We start from the raw sequence: 770 nt of genomic DNA, 5'->3' as shown, positions 1-770 counted from the left end.
ATTCAAAATTGCGACCGATCCGTTCGTTGGAACATTGACATTTTTCCGTGTGTATTCTGGAAAGCTTGAGACGGGCGATGCTGTCTGGAACCCGGTCAAGGGTAAGAGAGAGCGTATTGGTCGTATGGTGCAAATGCATTCAAATGATCGTCAAGAGATTAAAGAAGTTCTTGCTGGGGATATTGCAGCCGCTATCGGTCTTAAAGATGTCACAACTGGCGAGACCTTGTGTGACCAGGATCCAAAGAACCGAATTACTTTGGAGCGTATGGATTTTCCAGAGCCCGTTATTTCGGTTGCTGTAGAGCCACGTTCTCAGCCAGATCAAGAGAAGATGGGTGTGGCGCTCGGTAAGTTGGCGCAAGAAGATCCGTCGTTCAGAGTTAAGACTGATGAGGAAACCGGTCAGACGATTATCTCCGGTATGGGTGAGCTACACCTTGATATTATCGTCGATCGAATGAAGCGTGAGTTCGGTGTTGAGGCAAACATTGGTAAGCCTCAGGTAGCGTACCGCGAAGCAATTAGAAATCACTGTGATATCGAAGGCAAGTTTGTACGACAGTCCGGTGGTCGAGGTCAGTACGGTCATGTTCGCGTTAAGTTTGAGCCGCGAACTGACGGTGAAGAAGGCCTGGAGTTTATTAATGAGGTTGTGGGAGGTGTTGTTCCGAAGGAATACATACCTGCAGTCGAGAAAGGTATTGAAGAGCAAATGCAAAATGGTGTCCTAGCTGGCTACCCTTTGCTTGGTCTTAAAGCAACGCTTT

Annotated in this window: 1 protein-coding gene; it reads left to right on the top strand. The window is 47.7% G+C overall.

The window, feature by feature from the left end; all coding sequences use genetic code 11:
- Nucleotides 1–770, top strand: a 770-nt coding sequence (locus A3738_RS28890; protein WP_255376223.1) for an EF-Tu/IF-2/RF-3 family GTPase, incomplete at both ends; no start/stop codon positions are given.

This window comes from Oleiphilus sp. HI0066 (assembly GCF_001635725.1).
This window is presented reverse-complemented; position numbering and strand designations above follow the sequence as displayed.